This is a genomic window from Streptomyces sp. NPDC042259 (assembly GCF_055582085.1).
Map to the genome: position 1 here is coordinate 259,613 of NZ_JBVJDW010000003.1, position 13,829 is coordinate 273,441.

Here is a 13,829-nt window from a genome sequence, read left to right on the forward strand (position 1 = left end):
GCATTCGTTCGGATGGCCGCACCACCGGCGCGCGGTGCGCGACGTGGCCGGTTGGCCTCCTTGACGTTACCCATACGTCTCCCTAGCTTCATCCCGCCACATACAGTGCGGGGAACGCTGGGAGGCATGACACGCATGCTCCGATCATCGCGGCTCGGCGGGGACGTTCACAGCGGCCATCGGCACGGCAGACGGCACGACCGGCACAGACGGTGGACGACGAGCGCGATCGTCGCGATGGGAGCGGTCTGCGCCGTGGCCGCCGCGACCACCCCCGCGCTCGCCGACACCCCACGACAGGCCCGAGAGCCGCTCCCCCTGGAGCGGCTCTTCGACAACACGGCCATCAGCGACAACTCCCGCCCCGGCAGTGCGGATTTCGACGGGGCGGGCAACTCGCTCTCCGCCCAGGACCTGCGCGCCGCGGGCTGGACGCCCGGGCGGGCGCTCACGATCGACACGGCCCGGCTGCGCTGGCCCGCCTCCCCCGCCGGCCGGCCGGACAACGTACGGGCCGCCGGGCAGAGCGTGCGGCTGGACGGCCGGGGCGACGCCCTCACCTTCCTCGTCGCGGGCAGCGGCAAGGCCGGGCCGGGCGGCGACGTGACCGGCACCGGGACGGTGCGCTACCGCGACGGCTCCCGCGGTACCTACACGCTCACCGCCCCGGACTGGCGCGGCGGCCCGCTCACCACCAAGGCCGTCGCACTGCCCCATGTCAACACCCCGGGCGGCCAACGCGCCGAGACCGCACGGCTGTACGCGGTGACCGTGCCCGTGGCACGCGGCCGGGAGATCGCCTCCGTCGTCCTGCCGAAGGACCCCGGGCCGGCCGCCGATCTGCATGTCTTCTCGGTGGCGCCGCACATCCCCACGAACGGGTGGACCGGCAGTTGGGCGGCGTCCACCTCCGGGTACATCGCGGTGGGCCCGTGGACCGACCGGACGCTACGGCTGGTCGTGCACAGCAGCGCGGGCGGGCCCCGGACCCGGATCCGGCTGGAGAACACCTTCGCCTCGACGCCGGTGCGGATCGGGCACGCGAGCGTGGCGGTCCAGGGCAAGGGCGCGGCGGCGGCCGGCCGGCCCCGGGCACTGGCCTTCGGGGGCCGGGCGGGGGCCGAAGTACCGGCGGGAGCCCACCAGTTCAGCGATCCCCTGGGCTTCCGGGTGCCGCCGGGCACGAATCTGCTGGTGAGTATCCATCTGCCGGGGACGGTACGGGCCGTGCCCGTGCACAGTTACAGCAACCAGGTTTCGTATCTGAGCGGCGACGGCAGCGGGGACCGCACGGGCGAGCGCGGTGCGGGCGCGTACGGGCAGCAGCTCACCGGCTGGCCGTTGCTCACGGGCGTGGACGTCTCCGGCGGGCCGGGCTCGGTGGTGGCGTTCGGCGACTCGATCACCGACGGCGGCAACTCCACGGCGGACGCCAACCGGCGCTGGCCCGACCAGCTCGCGCGACGGCTCCGGGAGCAGCGCGAGGTGCCCCGGTTCGGGGTGCTCAACCACGGCATCTCCGGCAACCGCGTGGTGGGCGACCGCTACCCGGGCAACGGGACCAGCACCATCAGCAGCGGGGTCAGCGCCGTGCACCGGCTGGAGCGCGACGTACTGTCGCAGACGGCCGCCCGGACGGTGATCGTCTTCGAGGGTGTCAACGACATCCGCTCCGGCACGTCCGCCGATCAGGTGATCGCGGGGCTGCGGTCCATCGCGCAACGCGCCCACGCGCGCGGGATGCGGGTGGTGGTGTCGACCATCGCCCCCTGCGGCGGCTTCTACGACTGCACCCCGGAGGCCGAGGCCCGGCGCACCGCCGTCAACGCGCACGTACGCTCCAACGGCGGCGGCTACGACGCGGTCCTCGACTTCGACGCCGCGATCCGCGACCCGCGCCAACCGGACCGGATGCTGCCCGCCTACGACAGCGGCGACCATCTGCACCCCAACGACGCGGGGATGAAGGTGTTCGCCGACTCCGTCGATCTGCGCGCCCTGGCCTGACGGACCGGCCCGGCGCGGGGCGAGGGCGCCCGGACTCACACGTCCAGGTCGACGACGACCGGGGCGTGGTCCGAGGCGCCCTTGCCCTTGCGCTCCTCGCGGTCGACGTAGGCGTCCTTGACAGCGCCGGCGAAGGGGGCGTTGCCGTAGACCAGGTCGATGCGCATGCCCCGGTTCTTCGGGAAGCACAGCTGGCGGTAGTCCCAGTAGGTGTAGGGGCGGTCGTACTTCAGCGGGCGGGGGACGACATCGGACAGGCCGGTGTCGCGCAGGGCCGCGAGCGCGGCACGCTCGGCCGGGGTGACGTGCGTGGCGCCCTCGAAAACGGCCGGGTCGAAGACGTCCTCGTCGGTCGGCGCGATGTTGTAGTCACCGAGGACGGCGAACGGCCGGTCCGCCGCCGCGTCGGCCGCGACCGCGTCCCGCAAGGCCTCCAGCCAGCGGAGCTTGTAGGAGTAGTGGTCGTGGCCGACCTCGCGGCCGTTCGGCACGTAGACCGACCAGACGCGGGCGCCCCCGCAGTCCGCCGAGATCGCCCGGGGCTCCTGCGTGCCCTCGTAGTCGGGCCCGCCGGGCAGGCCCATGACCACACCGTCCAGACCGACCCGGGAGATCAGCGCCACCCCGTTCCACCGCCCGGTGGCGTGGACCGCGGACTCGTAGCCGAGCTCGCGGAGCGCCTCGGTCGGGAACTGCTCGGCGGTGCACTTGGTCTCCTGCACGCACAGCACGTCCGTGCCACTGCTCTCCAGCCAGGCCAGCAGCCTCGGGAGACGGGCGGTGATCGAGTTCACGTTCCAGGTGGCGATGCGCATGGGCCAACCCTAACGGCCGGGGCCGACAGTCACCGGCCGGTGGCGGTGACTGTCGGCCCCGGGCCGGCGGCGGTCAGAGTTCCACGGTCTCGCCGGGCGCCAGCCGGGAGTGGTCCGTCCCCGCCACGCCCGGCCCGGCCGGGCCCAGCATCCGGTCGTAGACGGGCCGGGCGAGATCGGTGAGCAGGGCGTCGTGGATGTCGATCGCGCGCCTCGCCCCGACCTCCCGGACGTAGTCGATGACCTCGGAGACCTTGTTCCAGGGCGCCATGACCGGCAGCATCAGCGTGTCCACCGGCCGCCCGGGCAGGGTCAGCGCGTCACCCGGGTGGAAGACGGCACCGTCCACGAGATAGCCGACGTTGGTGATGCGCGGGATGTCGGGGTGGATCACGGCGTGCAGCTGGCCGTGGACCTCGACATCGAAGCCGGCGGCGGTGAAGGTGTCCCCCTCGCCGACGACGTGCACCCGGCCGGGGAAGGCCGCCGAGACCTGCTCCGCGACGCTGCGCAGCGTCCACAGCTCGGCACCCGGATTGGCCTCCAGGCCCGCCCGCAGCCGGTTCTCGTCGAAGTGGTCGGGGTGCTCGTGGGTGACGAGGACCGCGTCCGCGCCGAGGGCCGCGTCCTCCTCGCTGAAGGCACCCGGGTCGATGACGAGCGTGCGGCCGTCCTTCTCCAGCCGGACGCAGGCGTGGCTCTTCTTGGTCAGCTTCATGGCACCCATCTTGCTCCTCGCGCCCCGTCCCGCTCCGCCCCGAGCCCGGGTTTCCCGCCGTTACCGGGGCTGCCCGGGCTCGCCGGGCCGCTCGGCGACGATGCTTTCGGCCACCGCGAAGGCGGCGTTGGCCGCCGGGAGCCCGCAGTAGAGGGCGGCGTGCAGGAACGTTTCCTTTATCTCGTCCGGGGTGACACCGTCCCGCAGGGCGGCCCGCAGGTACAGGGCCAGCTCGTCGAGGTGGCCACCCGCGGTGAGGGCGGTCAGGGTGACGAGGAAGCGGGTACGCCGGTCGAGCCCGGGGCGCGCCCATGTACCGCCCCACGCCACGCGGGTGACGAAGTCGTCGTACTCGGCACGGAAGCCTTCCGGTGCGGTGTGGCCCTCGCCCTCCTCGCCGAGCACCTCACGGCGCACCCGGACGCCGGTCGCGTGTGTGTCGGCGTCCGCCGGGGCCTGGCCGGCGGCCGGTGCCTGGCCGGCGGCGGGGGCGGGTGTGACGGTGGGGGCCGGGGGGACGGCCGACGCGTCGGCGGGAGCCGGGGTGGCGGCCGGGGTCGCGGCGGGCGTGGTGTAGGGGTTGGACTCCGCCGGGGTGGCGTACGGGTTGTCGCCCGTGTCGGTCGGCGGATGGCCGGCCACCGCGGCAACGGTGGCTGACGGGGCCGGCACCGACGGCGGGGCGGAGACGGCGGGTGCGGCGGACGCGGGTGCGGCGGACGCGGGTGCCGCGAAGGGGCTCGCGTCCCGGGCGGGGCCCGGGACGGCGGCCTTCGGGCCCGGGGCCGCGACCGGCGACGGCGTGACCGGCGGCTCGGCAGCGGGCTGCGGCATCGGGGGCGGGCCTGCTGCGGGCGTCAGGGGCCCGGCCGGGGCGGGCGTCAGGGGCCCGGCCGGGGCGGGTGTCTGGGGTCCGGCAGGGGCGGACGTCACGGGCCCGGCAGGCCCCGCCGGTGCGGGGCTCGCGGCGGGAGCGGGGGCGGTCTGCCAGGCCGTCGTGAAGTGCCGGACCAGCAAGTCGGTGACGGCCGCGGGCTGCTCGACCGGCGCCAGGTGCGAGGCGGCCGGCACGACGGCGAGCCGCGCGTCGTGGATGCCGGCGACCAGCACCCGGGCGTCGGCGGGCGGGGCGACCTGGTCCTCGGCCCCGACGAGGACCAGCGCGGGAACGCCCGTACGGCCCAGGTCGTCACGGATGTCGAAGGCGGCCAGTGCCTGGCACGCGGCGATGTAGCAGAGCGGATCCGTGGTGCGGACCATCTGGACGGCCCACTCCACGATGGCGGGCTGGGCGGCCACGAACGCGGGGGTGAACCACGCCTCGGGCGCGGACCGCGCGATGGGGTCGAGCCCGTTCGTGCGGACCACGTCACCGCGCTGCCGCCAGGACTCGGCGGTGCCGAACCGGGCGGAGGCGGCGACGAGGGCGAGCGCGGCGAGGCGCTCGGGGTGGCGCAGGGCGAGATCGGCGCCGACCGCGCCGCCGATGGAGCAGCCCGCGAAGCCGAAGTGGTCGATGCCGAGTCCGTCGAGGGTGGCCAGCAGCCGGTCGGTGAGGTCACCGACGGAGCCGAGCGGCCGGGCGGGGGCGCCGCCGTGTCCCGGAAGGTCGAACCGCACCACCCGCCACTGCCGGGCAAGCTCCGGGACCTGCCGGTCCCACATGTGCCAGGTGGTACCGAGGGCGGGGCCAAGGACGAGAACCGGGGCGTCTTCCGGCCCGTCACAGCGGTATTGCAGCGTTTCGATCTTCGTCTCGCTCACGGGTTCACACCTTCATCTGTCACGATCTGTCACACGCCCCCGCGAGACCTCCCCATGCCTCCGCTGCTGGAAGCAGGTCCGCCACGTCCGGTTTCACGTACCACTTCTTGGTCGTCTTCACGTTCGTGTGCCCGGCCCACGTGGCAAGCAGCACGACGCCCGAGCATCGTACAGACGGACCCGGCGAAGGCCGGTTTCGTCCCTGACCTTGTAGGCCCGCACCCGGAGCTGCCGACCGCTCAGCGCGGCGCCGAGTTCATCCACGCGTTCGCCCGCCATACTCACGGTGAGCCGAGGGCGGCACGACACGGGCCGCCGATCTCAGCGATACGCGAGTGGCCGAGCCGAGCCCTGTTTTCTACGCCATATCCTCCTGGCGAGGAGTAGGACCAAGGCAGGAGAGGCACGTGAGGTCATTCGGGCTGCGGCGGGTCGATGCCTTGTGGGCGGCTGCCCGTTCCATCGAGGTCTCCCCTCGGTGGCCGCGAGGGAGCGAGCGGTCGGTCATGGTGGGGGGCTTCGGTGAGATCGCCGAGCTGGCCGGCCTTTTGGAAGTCGATTTGTCGGCCAGCCCCTTCGACTGCATGTGTTGGGGAGATGTGACCTTCACGGTTCGGGGCGAACTGGGAACGGTATTGGGTGAATTGACACACCACAGCGGCGGCGGCCTGGACTGGCCGCCATGGGGCGGCCAGGTCCCACTTCTCCGGCTTGAAGAGCTGACCCAATGGCTGGTCGTGCGTGGTGTGGTCGAACCGCGCCTGGACGCCGGCCCGCTCGGTCCGATCTGAGCGACTCCCCCGGGCGGGAACGGGGCGGCCACGCCGCTCGGGGCCGACGCAGGCGGGGCGGGCGGCTGTCCACGGCGTTTCGTCCGGCGGGCGCCGCCGGGAGCACATGGTTGCCGATCTTGTCGGTGCTGAGGCACAGGGAGCAGACGACGGCTCCGTGCGTCAGGCAGGCCGCCACGTCGGGGCGTTCCGATTCCTGGCGGCATATCGGCCGCGTCGTGGCCGGGGGCGGCCCCCGCACGCGGAGCGTGTCGACGGTGGACGGTTCCCCCGTCGGGGCGGGGCGGCGGCCAACTCGACTCCGGCCTCCCCTGGGTTGATACGTGGGCGAGGGAGCGTAGCGTAGTAAGTACTGGGCGGCGACCCGACCTTGCTCGGGCAGCATCGAAGGCCGCCGGTCAGCGGACTACACACCGTAGAGCCGATGCGCGCGATGTGCCGGGACCTGCCGAAGTCCGGTCGGGACCTGTTGAGAGCTGCCCTGCATGAGGCACCCATAGCGATCTCCATGGACGACTCCCCGCACGGCCCCCTGTTTCCGCAGGGCTTCTCCCGTGGTGTTCCGGTGCGGCCGCGGAGGCCCTTCGTGGAGGAGGGAGATCATGGCTGAATACGAGACCTACTGCGCGAGAGCCGACGAGGCGCGTGCCCGCGAACTCGCCTCGACCACGTCCCCGTACACGATCGAGGTGGAATTCCTCGGCGGTCTGAACGAGGCCCAGAAGGCCGCGTTCGCCACCGCGGCGGACCGCTGGGCCAAGGTCATCGTGGGGGATCTGCCGGACGTGAACGTCAACGGCAGGATCATCGACGATCTCTTGATCCGGGCCCAGGGCGCGACCATCGACGGACCGGGAGTCATCCTGGGGCAGGCGGGACCGGGGCTGCTCAGACCGGCCGGCGGACCCGGGGAGTTCCTTCCCGCGACGGGCATCATGGCCTTCGACAAGGACGACCTGGCCAGCATGCAGGCCAAGGGGACACTGGTGGATGTGATCACCCACGAGATGGGGCACGTCGTCGGCCTCGTCACCACACCCGCGTTGAAGAAGGGGCTGGTCCAGGGCGTCGGCGGCGACAATCCCGTCTTCCGTGGTCAGCAGGCCCAGGAGGAATACCGGAAGCTGAGGGGAGCGGACCAGCTCAAGCCGGTACCGGTGGAGAACGAGGGGCAGCCGGGCACGCGCGACGCGCACTGGAGGGAAAAGGTGTTCGCCAACGAGCTGATGACCGGGTTCGTCAAGGAAGCGCCCAATCCGCTGAGCCGTATGACGGTGGGGGGTTTGCAGGACCTCGGCTACGTGGTGGACCTGGAGGCCGCCGACGACTACAGCCTGCCCAGCCTCCTGGCGCTCGCCGAGGAGGGCCGGCTGCGGACGCACATCGCCCCCATCGACGTCGGCATCGTGCTGCCCACCATTCCGACCGTACTGCCCTCGGACAGCCTGGTCACCGCCGCATGAGGGAAGCTCACCGATGAGCCGTGAGCGGAAGCGTCACGCGAAGAACGGGCGCGGGGCCGCGCCGGAGGAGGGAGAGCCGTACGTGGTCCTGCGGCCGGACGTCACCGTCCTGGGCGCCGAGGCGCTCGTTCCCCGTGACCATGTCGTACGGCCCGCGCCCAACCGGTTCGGCCACGTTCTCGAACAGGACCAGCCGTACTGGTTCGACCGGACCGAGCCGCATCCGCAACCCGACGGGACCCTGACCGCGGGGACGCCCGTGGTCGTCCTCCGGGAGGAGGGCGAGCGGTGCCGGGTGGTCACCGGAAGCGGCCTGTACGTCTCCGTCGACCGGGCGAGCGTGGGGAGACCGCCCCAGGACGACGGGTGAACGGGTGGCGCATGCGCCGGCGGGGCACGCCATTCTCCTGCCGTGACGGCGGTGTGGCTCCGGCCCCGAACGGCCTGCCCCGATCGCGATCGGCCTGACAGAGCTTCTCCGGCTCCTGCCGGAGGCGCGAAGGCCCCGGCCCAGCGGCAGGCGATCACGCGTGGTCCGGGCTGCCCGGAAGGCAGCCCGGCGCGGTGCACGGTCCGGTGGGTGACGGGCCGTCAGCCCCGGAGGATGCCGTCGAACTGGGCCCAGTTCGACCAGGGCCCGCCGATGGCGCTCTGCCAGCGGTGGTAGACCCGGCCGCCGCTGTTCACCCCGAACAGCTCGACACGCCCGTCCGCGTTGGTCTCGGCGGCCACCTGGGTCAGACCGCCCTCCATCTGTGCCCATCCGGCCCAGCCGTCGCCTCCGCCGATCCGGGTCTGGGCGCGGTGATAGATGTTCCCGGCGCTGTTCGTCCCGAAGATCTCCAGGCGCCCGTCGGCGTTACGGGCCGCGGCGATCGACGAGAGGTTTCCGTCGAACTGCTCCCACCCGGACCAGGCGCCGCCGGGACGTCCGAGCTGCCAGCGGTGGAAAACGTTGCCGGCGCTGTTGACACCGAACAGTTCCAGCCGCCCGTCGCCGTTCGTCTCGGCGGCGACCTGGGTCAGCAGGCCGTCCATCTGCTGCCAGCCCGACCACGGACCACCGATGGAGGTCTGCCAGCGGTGGTAGATGTACCCGGCGCCGTTGGAGCCGAAGATCTCCAGGCGTCCGTCGGCGTTGCGGGCCGCGGCGATCGACGTCAGGTTCCCGTCGAACTGCTCCCACCCGGACCATCCGGCCCCGGGCGACGTCTGCCAGCGGTGGTAGATGTTCCCCGCGCCGTTGACGCCGAACAGTTCCACGCGCCCGTCCGCGTTCGTCTCGGACGCCACGGCGCGCAGGGCCCCGTCGAACTGCTCCCAGCCCGTCCAGACACCGCCGGCGGCACTGGTCTGGCCGCGGTGGTAGATCGCGTCCCCGGGGTTCGTCCCGAAGATCTCCAGGCGCCCGTCGGCGTTACGGGCCGCGGCGATCGACGACCCGAACACGGCGAACGGCGCGGCCGGCCCCGTACGGGCAGCGGCCGGCCCGGCCCCCGGCAAGACCGCCACCACCGCCGTGACCATGGCAACGACCACCAGCCGGAGCGTACGGGCCGTGTGTCTGTGTCTCGTCCTCATGTGACTGCCCTTCCTGCGCAGTGAGAGCACTGCGATCGGTAACAGGGAGGTACGTGAGCCGATGGACCCGCGGAACCCGGTGGAGACGCGGCCCGCACACTACTGCGCCGGGCCCGCGACAGACAGGGCGGGAGCCGGACGGCTTACCGGCCCACCCTCGATGCCGAGACCTGCCCCTGGGCCGGCGCCCTCGCGGCCGCGCGGCCCGATCCGAAGGGGACGTACGCCGGCCGCGGCCGCCCGGTTCCTCTCGCAACCGGTCATTCGTAGCGATCGCCGCGCGGAGAGGCGTGCCTCCCGTCGGATCGCGCCCGGCGGCCGGCCCGGGATGTGGCCGCTTGGTGCAGTCGTTCCGCGGCGTGTCGCAGGTAGGCGGTGACCTGGGGGTCGGCGTCGAGGGTGTAGTCGGCGTCGAGGGCGGCGAGGTGCTGGGCGATGTGGGGCAGGTGGTTGCCGGAGCAGTCGACGGTGCAGGAGTCCTCGTCGATGGGCGCGACGCGGTCGGGCAGGGCCCCGGTGCGGCGGCGGACGGTCTCGGCCGGTGCGTGGACCGTGGCGACGGCACGGTAGCGGGCGGGCGCGGTGGCGATCTTGGTGGCGACGTAGGCGGCCGGGTCGCCACCGGGGACCGGACGGGGGGTGAAGCGGTGCCGGAGAGGCGTGGGGGCGGTGATGCGGTCGAGGCGGTAGATGCGCCAGTCGTCCTTGCCGGTGTCGTGGGCAAGCAGGTACCAGGCGCCGCCGGAGGAGACGAGGTGGTGGGGTTCGACGCGGCGGGGCGCCGCGGTGGTGGCGCCGCGGGTGGTGTAGTCGAAGGTGATCATCTCGTGGTCGCGGCAGGCGACGGCGAGCAGGGCGAGCAGTTCGGGGTCGACGCGCGGGCCGCGGCTTTCCCAGTCGATGGCGGCGGTGGTCTGCTGCAGGGCGGCGACCTGGGTGCGCAGCCGGGCGGGCAGGACTTGTTCGAGTTTCGCCAGGGCGCGCAGCACGGTCTCCTCCATGCCGGTGAGGTGGCCGACGGCGGTGCGCAGGGCGACGGCGGTGGCGGTGGCTTCGTCGTCGTCGAGGAGGAGGGGCGGCATGGCGGTGCCGGAGGCGAGCCGGTAGCCGCCGGCGTGGCCGGTGGTGCCTTCGACGGGGTAGCCCAGCTCGCGCAGGCGGTCGATGTCGCGGCGGACGGTGCGGCCGGTGACGCCGAGGCGGTCGGCGAGTTCGGCGCCCGACCACTCGCGGCGGGTTTGCAGCAGGGACAGCAGCCGGAGCATCCGGGCGGGAAGGTCACTCGTCATGCGTTCAGAGTGCCCGTCTTTACGGACATGGTTTGTCCTAAAAGCCCCCTAACGTGAAGGGCATGTCTCAGAACAAAACCCCTCAGAACACCTTGGACGTGGTGGATCCGCGCCGGCGGGCGGCCTTGGCCGTGGTGCTGATCGCCTCGTTCATGGAGCCGGTCCCGGCTTCCTGACGCAGGCGTGTCACCCGGATGACCCTGTCGCGGGGCCGGGCCACCGGGTGCCCGCCGGACTCGAAGCACACCGGAGGCCCCACACACCCTCCGCCTCTCACCAGGGGCGGAGCGAAGGAAAGGACTGTTTTCTGATGAGTTTCATGGCTCCCGGCCAGGTCGTCTGGTTCGAGATCGGCACCACCGACCCCGAGACGGTCACCGGCTTCTACGGCCCGCTGCTGGGCTGGAGCTTCGAAGTCGACCCCGATTCGTCCGTCGACGGCCGCACCTACACCCGCATCCTCGCCCCGGGCGCACCGTGGCCGATGGGCGCGATCCAGCAGGGCGACACCGACGGCGAGGTGATCAACCTCTCCATCCTGTCCGCCGACGTTCGGAAGGACGTGGACCGGCTCACCGCGCTGGGCGCCACGGTCGTGGTGCCGACGACGCAGGTGGCGGACGTGACGGTCTTCGCCCGCCTGGCCGATCCGCGCGGCAATCTGTTCTCCCTGTTCTCCCGGTCCACCTCGCAGCGGTTCGAGGAGCGGATCGCCGGCACGGAGGAGTACATGCGGCAGGCCGCCTTCACCCCGCCGCCGGGGGCGATGGCCGGTTTCGAGATCGCCACCACCGACGCGAAGGCCACCACCGCCTTCTACACCGACGGCTTCGGCTGGCGCTTCGAGGAGGCCGGAACCATCGGTGGTGTGCCCTGCCGGACCGTCCACGGGCCGGGAGCCGAGCACCCCTCCGGCCTGCTGTGGGACTACAGCGGCCGGATCGGCGCGGCCGACTACGTCATGCCCACCTTCCTGGTCACCGACGCGGCCGGCACCGCCCACGCGGCACGCGAGAAAGGCGCGACCGTGGAGCAGCCACCCACCTTCGCGCCGGGTGGCCCGGTACGCGCCCGCATTGGCGACCCCCACGGGCGCCGCTTCGGACTGTTCTCCCCGCCCGCCCAAGCCGCCTGACCCCCGGGCCGGGCGGCGCTGGGCAAGCGACCCGCGCCCTCCTGAACGCGACCGACGACACCTAGACCGAGCCCGTTGTCCGCGGGCTCGGCCACCTCACTGACATCCGAAAGGGATACTGATGAAGATCGCACTGTTGGGGACCGGTTTCGGACAGGCGCACGCCGCCGTCTACGCCGCCCGTGACGACGTGGACGTGGTGATGTTCGGCCGCGACCCGGACAAGACCGCGAAGGTGGCCGGCCGGTTCGGCTTCGCTTCCTCCACCGACATGGACGCCGCCTTCGAGGACGCCTCGTTCGACCTGGTGGACATCTGCCTGCCGATCCGGCTGCACGCCCCGTACGTCCTGCGCGCCCTGGAGGCGGACAAGCACACGCTGGTCGAACTCCCGCTGGCCGACGACCTGGACGACGCGAAGCGGGTCGCCGAGGCCGCCGCGCACAGCGACAAGCATGTGTTCGTGGACATGTTCGAGCGGTTCATCCCCGCCAATCAGGCCCTGTTCGACGCGGTACGCGAGAACACCTATGGGCGGCTGGAGCAGCTCACCTTGTGGAATGCGACCGCGCACCTGTGGCCGGGCGCCTCGCTCGGACTGAAGGTGCTGCCGCTGGAGGCGCTGCACAGCGACATGACATCATCACCCGCACCCTCGGCCTGCCGAAGGGGCTGTCCGTGACCACCGTGGAACGCGACGAGGACTCCGGGGCGATCGACGCGGCCTTCCGTTTCGACGGCGCGGTGGCCCGCAGCTCCCTCTCCTCTCTGATGCCCAAGGCGTGGGGTGCCCGTGGCGGCTACACCGCCACCTTCGAACACGGCGTGCTGGACGCCTCCTCCACGATGGGCTTCGACGGCAAGCCGACCGGCACACTCACCGCCTACACCGCCGACGGCGCCCACGAACGCGAACTGCCGCCCGCCGACCAGTACACCGCCATGATCAGCCACGTCATGGACGTCGTGGAAGGCAAGGCCGAGAACCGGATCGCCCCGGACAGCGTGCTCGACGCTCTGAAGCTCACCCTCGACCTCGACCGGCAGGTCAACAGCCCGCGCTGAACCACCGCCCCCGGGACGGGCTGGGGCCGCCAGCCGCCCGGGGGCGGAAACCGGGCCTGTACGGCCTCTCCGACGGCAGGTCAGCCGCCGCCCGTCAGCGATCTTCCGGCTCGGGCGGTGCGCCGACTCGCACTGGTGTCTCGGCACATGAAGCGCTGTGACCCTGGGGATTGACTCTGTGCCCGTTCCTGTCCTGGGCCGCCGGCGCCGGTGGCCCGAGGCAGTGCCGGAGAGCGCGCTTCGGGAGGTTCGTGTTGGAGGACGGGTCAGCCGAAGCCGGACAGCCGCGGCGGCGAACGGCTCTGAGGATATTCCAGCGCTGCTGGTACGGGCTCAGGTCCGAGGTGGTGCTCAGCTGGCGGTTCAACGTGGTGGACCTGCCGGCCGCGGTGGTGCCAGGGGTGCTTTTCACGGTAGCGGCGTGGCGGAGCCTGCATCAGCCGACATCGGGTCTGGCGTGGTTGCTGGTCAAGAGCCTGGTCTATTTCTGGCTGTTCCTGTCCGTGCACACCCTGTCGAACCAGCTGATCGGTGTGGAGGAGGACCGCGCGAACAAGCCGTATCGCCCTCTCCCCCGCGGGCTGGCCACGGTGCGGGGGACGACACACCGCCTCGTGCTGGTGGTCGTGTTGTTCCTGCTGGCCGGGCAGGTGTGGGGGGTGCTGCCCTGGACGGTCCTGTGGGTGCTGCTGGTTGGGGTGCGTACGTACGAGAACCTGATGCGCTGGTGGTTCGTGAAGAACCCCGCGATCGTCGGGGGCGCCTTCGCACTGCTGGGAGCGGCCTGGCAACTGGCCGGCCCGCTGACGCCCACGGCCTGGTACTGGGTGGTCGCCGGCGCCGCGTACTGGCTGACCGGGTTCGTGGAGGACCTGCGGGACGTCCCCGGCGACACGACAGTGGGCCGCCGGACGCTGCCGATGGTCGTGGGCGGGCCCGTGGTGCGGGCGGTGGGGGGCCTGGCGCTCGTCCTCGTGCCGTGCGCCACGCTGTGGATTCCGGCACCGGGTATCACCACCCCGGTGGCCGTCTGGCTCGCCGTGCTGGCCCTCGGATGCCTGCTGGTCGCCACTCGCCTGTGGGTGCTGCGCAGCCCGCACCAGGACGCGGTGACCTACCAGCTGTACTGCTGCGCGTGGTGCTGGCTGCTGTGCGGGCCGGCGTTCTCGGCATGAGGACACGGGATGCCGCGGCGTGACCG

At 72.3% G+C, this 13,829-nt stretch carries 13 protein-coding genes and 1 pseudogene; 8 read left to right on the forward strand and 6 right to left on the reverse strand.

Annotated elements, in window-relative coordinates:
* Nucleotides 1–237 precede the first annotated feature (237 nt).
* On the forward strand, nucleotides 238–2,007 hold the full coding sequence (locus tag ACZ6MA_RS10210; RefSeq protein ID WP_469433134.1) for an SGNH/GDSL hydrolase family protein: 1,770 nt from the start codon (nucleotides 238–240) through the stop codon (nucleotides 2,005–2,007).
* Nucleotides 2,008–2,042: 35 nt separating this feature from the next.
* Here ACZ6MA_RS10210 and ACZ6MA_RS10215 read toward each other — a convergent pair whose 3' ends face one another.
* From ACZ6MA_RS10215 to ACZ6MA_RS10230, 4 genes and pseudogenes are all read right to left on the reverse strand, one after another.
* A complete protein-coding gene (locus tag ACZ6MA_RS10215; protein ID WP_469432610.1) occupies nucleotides 2,043–2,822 on the reverse strand; it encodes an exodeoxyribonuclease III in 780 nt (259 codons plus the stop codon).
* 73 nt (nucleotides 2,823–2,895) lie between these two features.
* The gene (locus ACZ6MA_RS10220) at nucleotides 2,896–3,540 is read right to left on the reverse strand and encodes an MBL fold metallo-hydrolase (protein WP_469432611.1); all 645 of its coding nucleotides are present in this window, start codon (nucleotides 3,538–3,540) and stop codon (nucleotides 2,896–2,898) included.
* Between the two features lie 60 nt (nucleotides 3,541–3,600).
* Complete coding sequence (locus ACZ6MA_RS10225; RefSeq protein ID WP_469433135.1) at nucleotides 3,601–4,374, reverse strand: carboxymuconolactone decarboxylase family protein; 774 nt, start codon at nucleotides 4,372–4,374, stop codon at nucleotides 3,601–3,603.
* A pseudogene (locus tag ACZ6MA_RS10230) lies at nucleotides 4,351–5,304 on the reverse strand (alpha/beta fold hydrolase); the annotation flags it as partial. The gene ACZ6MA_RS10225 and the pseudogene ACZ6MA_RS10230, both read right to left, overlap by 24 nt.
* A gap of 506 nt (nucleotides 5,305–5,810) precedes the next feature.
* On the opposite strand from ACZ6MA_RS10230, the gene ACZ6MA_RS10235 reads away from it, so the two are divergent.
* The 3 genes from ACZ6MA_RS10235 to ACZ6MA_RS10245 all read left to right on the forward strand — a co-directional run bounded on the left by ACZ6MA_RS10235 (nucleotide 5,811) and on the right by ACZ6MA_RS10245 (nucleotide 7,928).
* The gene (locus ACZ6MA_RS10235; protein WP_469433164.1) at nucleotides 5,811–6,095 is read left to right on the forward strand and encodes a hypothetical protein; all 285 of its coding nucleotides are present in this window, start codon (nucleotides 5,811–5,813) and stop codon (nucleotides 6,093–6,095) included.
* 602 nt (nucleotides 6,096–6,697) lie between these two features.
* A complete protein-coding gene (locus ACZ6MA_RS10240) occupies nucleotides 6,698–7,558 on the forward strand; it encodes a leishmanolysin-related zinc metalloendopeptidase (protein ID WP_469432612.1) in 861 nt (286 codons plus the stop codon).
* Between the two features lie 13 nt (nucleotides 7,559–7,571).
* Nucleotides 7,572–7,928 carry a hypothetical protein gene (locus ACZ6MA_RS10245; RefSeq protein ID WP_469432614.1) on the forward strand — a complete coding sequence of 119 codons (357 nt, stop codon included), beginning with the start codon at nucleotides 7,572–7,574 and terminating at the stop codon, nucleotides 7,926–7,928.
* A 221-nt stretch (nucleotides 7,929–8,149) separates the two neighbouring features.
* Here ACZ6MA_RS10245 and ACZ6MA_RS10250 read toward each other — a convergent pair whose 3' ends face one another.
* A complete protein-coding gene (locus ACZ6MA_RS10250) occupies nucleotides 8,150–9,097 on the reverse strand; it encodes a PLL family lectin (RefSeq protein ID WP_469432615.1) in 948 nt (315 codons plus the stop codon).
* Nucleotides 9,098–9,399: 302 nt separating this feature from the next.
* Entirely contained in the window at nucleotides 9,400–10,428 is a 1,029-nt protein-coding gene (locus ACZ6MA_RS10255; RefSeq protein WP_469432616.1) for a helix-turn-helix transcriptional regulator, read from the reverse strand.
* Nucleotides 10,429–10,738: 310 nt separating this feature from the next.
* On the opposite strand from ACZ6MA_RS10255, the gene ACZ6MA_RS10260 reads away from it, so the two are divergent.
* The 4 genes from ACZ6MA_RS10260 to ACZ6MA_RS10275 all read left to right on the forward strand — a co-directional run bounded on the left by ACZ6MA_RS10260 (nucleotide 10,739) and on the right by ACZ6MA_RS10275 (nucleotide 13,803).
* Nucleotides 10,739–11,563 carry a VOC family protein gene (locus tag ACZ6MA_RS10260; protein ID WP_469432618.1) on the forward strand — a complete coding sequence of 275 codons (825 nt, stop codon included), beginning with the start codon at nucleotides 10,739–10,741 and terminating at the stop codon, nucleotides 11,561–11,563.
* Between the two features lie 121 nt (nucleotides 11,564–11,684).
* Nucleotides 11,685–12,245 carry a Gfo/Idh/MocA family protein gene (locus ACZ6MA_RS10265; RefSeq protein WP_469432620.1) on the forward strand — a complete coding sequence of 187 codons (561 nt, stop codon included), beginning with the start codon at nucleotides 11,685–11,687 and terminating at the stop codon, nucleotides 12,243–12,245.
* On the forward strand, nucleotides 12,242–12,628 hold the full coding sequence (locus tag ACZ6MA_RS10270) for a hypothetical protein (RefSeq protein ID WP_469432622.1): 387 nt from the start codon (nucleotides 12,242–12,244) through the stop codon (nucleotides 12,626–12,628). The genes ACZ6MA_RS10265 and ACZ6MA_RS10270 overlap by 4 nt, the downstream gene beginning before the upstream one ends.
* 401 nt (nucleotides 12,629–13,029) lie before the next feature.
* The gene (locus ACZ6MA_RS10275) at nucleotides 13,030–13,803 is read left to right on the forward strand and encodes a UbiA family prenyltransferase (RefSeq protein ID WP_469432624.1); all 774 of its coding nucleotides are present in this window, start codon (nucleotides 13,030–13,032) and stop codon (nucleotides 13,801–13,803) included.
* The last annotated feature ends 26 nt before the right edge of the window (nucleotides 13,804–13,829 follow it).

Bases quoted from the DNA above. Each gene is read 5' to 3' on its own strand.
- ACZ6MA_RS10210 (WP_469433134.1), top strand. From the start codon at position 238: ATGGGAGCGGTCTGCGCCGTGGCCGCCGCGACCACCCCCGCGCTCGCC.
- ACZ6MA_RS10215 (WP_469432610.1), bottom strand. From the start codon at position 2,822: ATGCGCATCGCCACCTGGAACGTGAACTCGATCACCGCCCGTCTCCCG.
- ACZ6MA_RS10220 (WP_469432611.1), bottom strand. From the start codon at position 3,540: ATGAAGCTGACCAAGAAGAGCCACGCCTGCGTCCGGCTGGAGAAGGAC.
- ACZ6MA_RS10225 (WP_469433135.1), bottom strand. From the start codon at position 4,374: ATGCCGCAGCCCGCTGCCGAGCCGCCGGTCACGCCGTCGCCGGTCGCG.
- ACZ6MA_RS10235 (WP_469433164.1), top strand. From the start codon at position 5,811: ATGGTGGGGGGCTTCGGTGAGATCGCCGAGCTGGCCGGCCTTTTGGAA.
- ACZ6MA_RS10240 (WP_469432612.1), top strand. From the start codon at position 6,698: ATGGCTGAATACGAGACCTACTGCGCGAGAGCCGACGAGGCGCGTGCC.
- ACZ6MA_RS10245 (WP_469432614.1), top strand. From the start codon at position 7,572: ATGAGCCGTGAGCGGAAGCGTCACGCGAAGAACGGGCGCGGGGCCGCG.
- ACZ6MA_RS10255 (WP_469432616.1), bottom strand. From the start codon at position 10,428: ATGACGAGTGACCTTCCCGCCCGGATGCTCCGGCTGCTGTCCCTGCTG.
- ACZ6MA_RS10260 (WP_469432618.1), top strand. From the start codon at position 10,739: ATGAGTTTCATGGCTCCCGGCCAGGTCGTCTGGTTCGAGATCGGCACC.
- ACZ6MA_RS10265 (WP_469432620.1), top strand. From the start codon at position 11,685: ATGAAGATCGCACTGTTGGGGACCGGTTTCGGACAGGCGCACGCCGCC.